This window comes from Candidatus Campbellbacteria bacterium, from assembly GCA_028817035.1.
GTDB lineage: Bacteria > Patescibacteriota > Minisyncoccia > Phycocordibacterales > JABAAK01 > JAPPQH01.
The window spans coordinates 21,141-28,025 of record JAPPQH010000009.1 but is presented as its reverse complement, the minus strand read 5'-3'; the positions used below and the strand labels follow the sequence as shown (position 1 = coordinate 28,025).

At 38.9% G+C, this 6,885-nt stretch carries 6 protein-coding genes; 4 read left to right on the top strand and 2 right to left on the bottom strand.

Features of this window, described 5'->3' with window-relative positions; genetic code table 11:
• The first annotated feature begins 200 nt into the window (after positions 1–200).
• The 3 genes from OXU73_01410 to OXU73_01400 are packed head-to-tail and all read left to right on the top strand — an operon-like array spanning position 201 to position 4,007.
• The gene (locus OXU73_01410) at positions 201–1,346 is read left to right on the top strand and encodes a UDP-N-acetylglucosamine--N-acetylmuramyl-(pentapeptide) pyrophosphoryl-undecaprenol N-acetylglucosamine transferase (GenBank protein ID MDD9867971.1); all 1,146 of its coding nucleotides are present in this window, start codon (positions 201–203) and stop codon (positions 1,344–1,346) included.
• On the top strand, positions 1,339–2,685 hold the full coding sequence (locus tag OXU73_01405; protein MDD9867970.1) for a glutamate--tRNA ligase family protein: 1,347 nt from the start codon (positions 1,339–1,341) through the stop codon (positions 2,683–2,685). The genes OXU73_01410 and OXU73_01405 overlap by 8 nt, the downstream gene beginning before the upstream one ends.
• Complete coding sequence (locus OXU73_01400; GenBank protein ID MDD9867969.1) at positions 2,673–4,007, top strand: peptidoglycan DD-metalloendopeptidase family protein; 1,335 nt, start codon at positions 2,673–2,675, stop codon at positions 4,005–4,007. Before OXU73_01405 ends, OXU73_01400 begins: the two co-directional genes overlap by 13 nt.
• 55 nt (positions 4,008–4,062) lie before the next feature.
• On the opposite strand, the gene OXU73_01395 is transcribed toward OXU73_01400, so the two are convergent.
• On the bottom strand, positions 4,063–4,698 hold the full coding sequence (locus tag OXU73_01395) for a hypothetical protein (protein ID MDD9867968.1): 636 nt from the start codon (positions 4,696–4,698) through the stop codon (positions 4,063–4,065).
• A 492-nt stretch (positions 4,699–5,190) separates the two neighbouring features.
• On the opposite strand from OXU73_01395, the gene OXU73_01390 reads away from it, so the two are divergent.
• On the top strand, positions 5,191–5,544 hold the full coding sequence (locus OXU73_01390; GenBank protein MDD9867967.1) for a hypothetical protein: 354 nt from the start codon (positions 5,191–5,193) through the stop codon (positions 5,542–5,544).
• Between the two features lie 624 nt (positions 5,545–6,168).
• Here OXU73_01390 and OXU73_01385 read toward each other — a convergent pair.
• Positions 6,169–6,876 (bottom strand): TIGR00730 family Rossman fold protein, encoded by a 708-nt coding sequence (locus OXU73_01385; protein MDD9867966.1) that lies wholly within the window; start codon positions 6,874–6,876, stop codon positions 6,169–6,171.
• Positions 6,877–6,885: the final 9 nt, after the last annotated feature.

Sequence of the window (6,885 nt, the reverse complement as noted above, 5' to 3'; positions counted from 1 at the left end):
ATGTGAGTCCGACCGCAACGAATTTATGAGTTGCGTCAAGCGTTCAAATAGTGAAATAATAGGTTGCAGGATGTGAGTCCGACCTTGCCGAGCCTGCGAGGCAAGTCAAGCGAACAGCGGAGCTGTTCGCGTTAATAAATAGGGGCGAGGCGGTGAAACCGCCGAACGATAATAAATAGAAATGATACAATAAATATAATATGAAAATTGTTTTTACTGGAGGTGGCACTGGCGGGCATTTTTATCCTTTGATTGCGGTAGCTGAAAGGGTGTATGACTTGTCTCGAAAAAAGCAGATGTTGGTTCCAAAAATGTATTATATTGGACCTTCTCGGTATGATCCGAAGGTGTTGTATCAGAACAACATAATCTATAAATACTGTCCTGCTGGTAAAATAAGAAGAGATAAGGGCTTCTTTTCCTTTATTAAAAATATCTTTAGCATTTTTCCAATCGGTTTTGGGATTTTAAAAGCATTTTTCCTTTTATACTCCATTTATCCCGACATTGTTTTTAGTAAGGGTGGTTATGTGAGTTTTCCGGTCCTTGTTGCTGCTCGTTATCTTCATATTCCTGTGATAATACATGAATCTGATTCTAAGGCTGGCAGGGTTACAAATTGGTCTGCTAAGTTTGCAAAGCATATCGCTATTTCTTATCCTATTATTCCAAAAACATTAGAAAAATATCAGGGCAAAATCGCATATACGGGTTCTCCTATAAGAACTGGTGTTCAAAAGAGAAGTGCGGAAGAGGGTAAAAAGTTCTTTGATATAAAAGACAATGTTCCGGTGATTTTGGTTTTGGGTGGCTCAACGGGGTCAGAAACAATCAACAACAACATTATTGAATCTCTTCCAAGATTAATTAAGGAATTTAGCATAATACATCAAACTGGTAGAAACAACATTACAGAAGTTAAATTACTCGCAGAGGCAACTGTGGCTGCCAATCCAAAGAAATATCGCTACAAAGCTTTTGCTTTTTTTAATCCTTTGGAATTAAGAAGTGCTGCCGGTGCTGCATCTTTAGTCATAACAAGGGGTGGGTCAGGAACTCTTTTTGAAATCGCATCTTGGGGACTGCCGTCTATCATAATACCGCTACCAGAAGATGTCTCTCACGACCAAACAAAAAACGCATACACTTATGCTCACAATACAGGCGCTACCGTCATAGAACAGATGAATTTGCATCCTAATGTTCTTTTGTCTGAGATACATCGTATAATTGATGATGAGGAGAGATATAAAGATTTATGTAAAAAAGCGAAAGCGTTTTCACCTCAAAATTCTGCCGAGGTAATGGCGGAAAAAATACTTTCAATTCTTGCTAAACATGAATAAAACCCCTGTCATAACAAGGTTTGCGCCAAGTCCGACTGGTCCAATTCATCTTGGTACATTAAGGATTGCAGTGTTTAATTATTTATTTGCAAAGAAACACCAAGGTAAATTTATTATCCGTTTTGAAGATACGGATACTGAAAGATCAGAAAACAAATATGAAGAGGAAACGAAAGAGATTCTTAAATGGTTAAATATAATCCCAGATGAATGTTATAGGCAGTCCGAAAGGAATGAAAAATACAAAGAGGCATTAAAAGATTTGATTGATAGTGGTAAGGCATACATCTCCAAAGAGGAAAAGGTGGTTGGGGAAGGGCAGTCAAATCTAATAAGGTTTAAAAATCCCAAGAAAAAAATCTCATTCAATGATGTGGTCAGAGGCGAGATAAATACTGATATAAGCGATTTGGGAGATTTTATAATCGCAAAAGATATGGATACGCCGCTGTATCATCTCGCTTCTGTGGTGGATGATGCGGATATGGGGGTTACACACATAATACGAGGGGAAGACCACATATCAAACACACCGCGACAGATAGCTCTGAAAGATGCACTCAATCTGCCACAAACGACATACGCGCATGTTTCTCTGACATTGTCTAAAGAAGGTGGCAAGCTCTCAAAAAGAGAAATGTCGGCATCTTTTGATGGTTTGAAAAAAGAATATTTACCAGATGCTCTTTTGAATTTCGCAGCATTTCTTGGTTGGAATCCAGGTGGCACTCGCGAAGTGTTTTCAAGAGAAGATTTAATAAAAGAATTTTCTCTTGAAGGATTGCAAAAAGGAAGTTCTTTTTTTAGTATGGATAAATTAAATTGGTTCAATGTTGAGCATATTAAAAGTATAGATAATACTTCTTTTTGCGACATAATTATTAAACACATACCAGAAAATATAAAAAATATGAGTGGTTATTCAGAAGGCGCGATAAAAAAAATATCATCTGATATCAAGGGCAGAGTAAAACTATTGTCAGATATAAACAAAGTCTTTTCTGATGGTTCTTATGACTTCTTATTTTATATGCCTACTTTGGATATAAAAGAGATAAAATGGAAAGACACAAGCGCTGAGAAAACCAGAGATAATTTAATCGCTGTCCGTGATATATTAAAAAATATGCCAGAAAATAAATGGAATATCGCTGAAATAGAAAATGCGTTAGATTCTTATGCCTCAAAAGAGGGTAAGGGGCAGGTTTTGTGGCCTCTCAGATATACATTATCCGGTAGAGCCAAATCACCAAGTCCTTTTATGATTGCGTTTGCAGTAGGGAAGAAGGAAACGCTTGTTCGCATAGATAATGCTATAGATTTATTATGGGCGCGTTAAAATTAATATCAAATATATATTTTATTTTTATTGTCGGGATTTTTCTTTTGGTTTCTTTTAGCGTTTCAAATGTTAATTATATTTTGGCACAAGAAAATGAAAATGAGGAAGAATTGAGGAATAGTATAGATGACAAAAACAATCAAATAAGAGAGATAGAAAAAGAGATAGAAAAGTATAAAAAAGAACTTGAAGAGACGGGTGCTGAGAAAAAAACATTAACCAACAAATTGCGGCAATTAGAATCAACAAAAAATAAAATTGGAGCAGATATAAAAAGATTGCAAGTAGGGATACAAAAGTCAAACCTTGAGATTAAACGGCTTACTCTTAGGGTGGAAGAAAGAGAGAGAAAGATAAAAGAAACAAAAAGCTTGCTTGCTAAACTTTATCGCGCTGCAAACGAGCAGGAAATGAACGGACATTATGAATTTCTTTTTGCTTCTAATGAAGATATCACCATTTTATCTGCCTCCAGATACATATATGACACGCGAAGAATAGAAGGAACATTACATGAAAGAATTGATGTATTTCAATTAGAAAATAATGAATTAAAAGAAACAAAACAAAAAAGGGCAGAGGAGAAAAATGTATTGCAAAGGTCTCAAGGTGAGCTTGTAGACAAAAGAACGATATTAAATGGAAACATAAGAGAAAATAGTAATTTGATAGCCCAGACCAGAAATGAAGAAAAAAAATATCAAGAACTTCTCACGGATCGTGAAAACAAAAGAAGAGAACTTGAATTAGAAATTCTTGATTTTGAAGGTCGCCTTCAGTTTATATTAGATCCAAAATCTATACCAAAAGCAGGAGCCATTTTGTCTTGGCCCATAGTGTCACCAAGATTAACACAGGGTTTTGGATGTACTTCATTTGCAAGACGGAACAAACACATATATGGTGGAAAATGTTTTCATCCAGGGATTGACATAGGTGCATCCGTGGGAACCAAATTGCTCGCACCTCTTGAAGGAATAGTGAGGGCAACAGGGAACACAGATTCAAAGAGAGGATGTTATTCTTTTGGAAAGTGGATTGCCATTGATCATCCAAACGGACTCTCAACGATATACGCCCATTTATCAATTATTAAGGTAAAAGAAGGTGATAAAGTGCGCAGGGGAGAATTGATTGGTTATACGGGCAATACAGGCGTTTCAACGGGACCTCATCTTGATTTCAGAGTTTATGCCTCTAAAGGTCTAAAAGTAGTCAGATTTGAGCAGATAAGCCCATCAACCTCTTGCCGTGGAATAAGCGTCCCTACAGCCGCAAATACGGCTAAATTAAACCCATTAGACTACCTACCTTCATAAAAAAGACGAAGCCACAGCAACGATTCAAAAGAATCGCCGCTGTGGCTTAGTTGGGTCACATTGTGATGATGTCACCTCTTTGCGTTGTGATGATGTCTCTTCCTTGCGTTGTTCTGGCACACGCTTCTCTGGCATACGCCTTTTGCCAGCTATTCTGGACAGTTTCGTATTCCTCTCGGAATGCCTTGTTGTGCTTTGCCAGTGGACCCTTAGATAAGATACACAGAGTACATAGAAAAAGTACCCACGCACCATCAAGAATCACAAACACAGCCACTGACGAAACATACGGGTTGCCCGACAAAACACTCCAAGTACAGCATACACCCATTAACATGAGGTAGGGCAGTTCTATGACACCCAGCGTTTTATCTGCAAGGTTGTATGCATATACCTCATCGCCTATTTCTTTTACAGCGGCGAGATACACCTCGCTTTTCACAGCAAAAGAAAAAAGGAAGCACGCCGTGGCGATCATCACAAGTCCAATGGTGTTCCCATCGGAAAGATAGATGAATGTCAAACACGCGACGAGGGCAAAGAAAGGTGTTGGAAATGACATCATTTTCGCATGCCACCCAATCAACAATTTAACCCTCTTTTTGAACTTTCTGCGAACCTCCGTCAAAGCATCCTCAATGCAATCAGGAGATTTCGAGGGTGTTGATTCCTCTATATCGTTCTTCGTCATAACCATTTACTCCTGTTTTGAAAAGATCATTCGGCAAAAACAAGTTGCCTTCTATTATTAATAGTAAAATATATAGATATTTTTGTCAAATGGGGAGAGGGGATGGGCCGCGAGGGGTAGGGTGGCGACTTGGAGTAGTATTATAATAAATATATTATAATATATTTATTATAGGATTTGTAGGGCGTGGGTTTGACCGCAACGAGCCTGCGAGTTGCGTAAAGCGAGCGACAGCGAGCGATAGTAAATAGAAGCGAACAGAGTGAGCGAGCATATCTTTTGCGATCATTCTAATGTCGCCTTTAAATCCTAATATCTTTTGCGATCATTCTAATGTCGCAAAAGATATAATGTGCGACTATACCATACAATCTCACCACTCTCCCTATTGACAAAATCTTATAATCTGTAGTATAATATAAACACAAGGTTTTGGGTCTCCCAATCCCTTACTGGTCTTTTAACAACCGCATTTTGCGGTAGGAGGTAGAAATGGAAGTATCGGAAGTATTATTGGCCTCGTTGCTTCTTATCCCATCCCTGATACTTGTGTCGGTGTTGGTGGTAGTGCGCGATACAATAGGCGGTGAGCATGGAGAGCACAGAGAGTTGGGATGCGTTTCCCTTTTCTATGTGAATCTCTTTGTCTCAGTGTCCACCCTGCTCTTTTGGGGTTTATATAGGGAAGGTAGCGATATTTTCTCTCTCCTCGTTGGGTGGTCTTTCCTCTACGCCATCATCACTATTCTCTCCATGCACTTTATCTATAAGTGTTGCAGAGAGATGAGGGATGCGGAGATGAAGAGGGGGGTTGGGAAAATGTTGGGACTCGCCATGAGACCTTGACGCCACGACCACCTCGGACTTCAGCCCCGCACTTGAGCCATTTGGCTCGGTGCGGGGCTTCACTTTTGCCCACTCCCCTAACTAACTAACTAACAGCAGATTCCCCTCCCTATTGACAAAATCTTATAATCTGTAGTATAGTTTAAACACAAGGTTTGGGTCTTATCCAAACCCTTACTGGTCTTTTTCAAAGCCACGATTTGTGGCAGGAGGTAGAAATGGAAATATTAGTGAGCATATTGCTTTTTACCCCATCTCTGATACTTGTGGTGGTGGCGACGGTAGTATTCGACGAACTGGGCAGTGATCGAGGGTGGAGGTGCATTTTCCTTTCCTATATAAATATCTTTGTCTCAGTGCCCGCCCTGATCCTTTGGGTTTTATGCGTGAAAGTTAGCGATATTCCCCCTCTCTTCGTTGAGTCCTTTTCCCTCTACGCCATCATCACTGTTTACTCTATGCTCTTTGTCTGTAAGTGTTGCAGAGAGATGAAGATGAAGAGGAGGATTGGGGAAATGTTATACCACCGCATGAGACCTTGACGCCACGACCACCTCGGACTTCAGCCCCGCACTTGAGCCATTTGGCTCGGTGCGGGGCTTCACTTTTCCCCACTCCCCTAACCTAACAGCAAATTCCTCTCCTCTGCATATCAATTATATTCATCTGTTTTATATAATCACAAACTTCATCTACAGAATCAAGAATTATGTAAAGATTGTTGTCATTTTTTCCTATTGTTTTGTATTTATCTCTAAGTTGGTTTCTTATAAACTCATCAAGTGGAGCCCAAAATTCTCTCCCATACAATACAATCGGTATCTTGTTTATTTTGCCTGTCTGAACAAATGTAAGAACTTGAAATAACTCATCAAGTGTTCCAAAGCCTCCAGGAAACGCTATATACACTTCTGCTGCTGAGATAAGCATTGCTTTTCTACTGAAAAAATAATGAAATTCCATTCCGTCTGTCCAATACTCGTTGTTTTTTTGTTCGTGTGGCAAACTTATTCCAAAACCAATTGACTCACTGTTATTGACATACGCACCCTTATTTGCAAACTTCATTATCCCATCAGCTCCACCGGTAACTACCGCATAGCCCATTTTAGATAATTTGCCGGCAAGTTTTTCAGTGTCTGCATAATACCTTTCATCCAAACAATTTCTCGCTGATCCAAAAATAGAGCTCGCAAGTTTAATTTTTCTCAGTTTTATCATCCCTCTAAAAAATTCTATAAAAACCTTACAGGCAATAAAAAATATTCCAAATACATTATATGATTTAGACGGTGTGTATCTGAATGTATGTTTGTTATCTAAAAGTGGCATTTTTAATTT

Excerpts from the sequence above, each read along its gene's own strand:
- OXU73_01410 (MDD9867971.1), top strand. The coding sequence starts at position 201 with ATGAAAATTGTTTTTACTGGAGGTGGCACTGGCGGGCATTTTTATCCT.
- OXU73_01405 (MDD9867970.1), top strand. The coding sequence starts at position 1,339 with ATGAATAAAACCCCTGTCATAACAAGGTTTGCGCCAAGTCCGACTGGT.
- OXU73_01400 (MDD9867969.1), top strand. The coding sequence starts at position 2,673 with ATGGGCGCGTTAAAATTAATATCAAATATATATTTTATTTTTATTGTC.
- OXU73_01395 (MDD9867968.1), bottom strand. The coding sequence starts at position 4,698 with ATGACGAAGAACGATATAGAGGAATCAACACCCTCGAAATCTCCTGAT.
- OXU73_01390 (MDD9867967.1), top strand. The coding sequence starts at position 5,191 with ATGGAAGTATCGGAAGTATTATTGGCCTCGTTGCTTCTTATCCCATCC.
- OXU73_01385 (MDD9867966.1), bottom strand. The coding sequence starts at position 6,876 with ATGCCACTTTTAGATAACAAACATACATTCAGATACACACCGTCTAAA.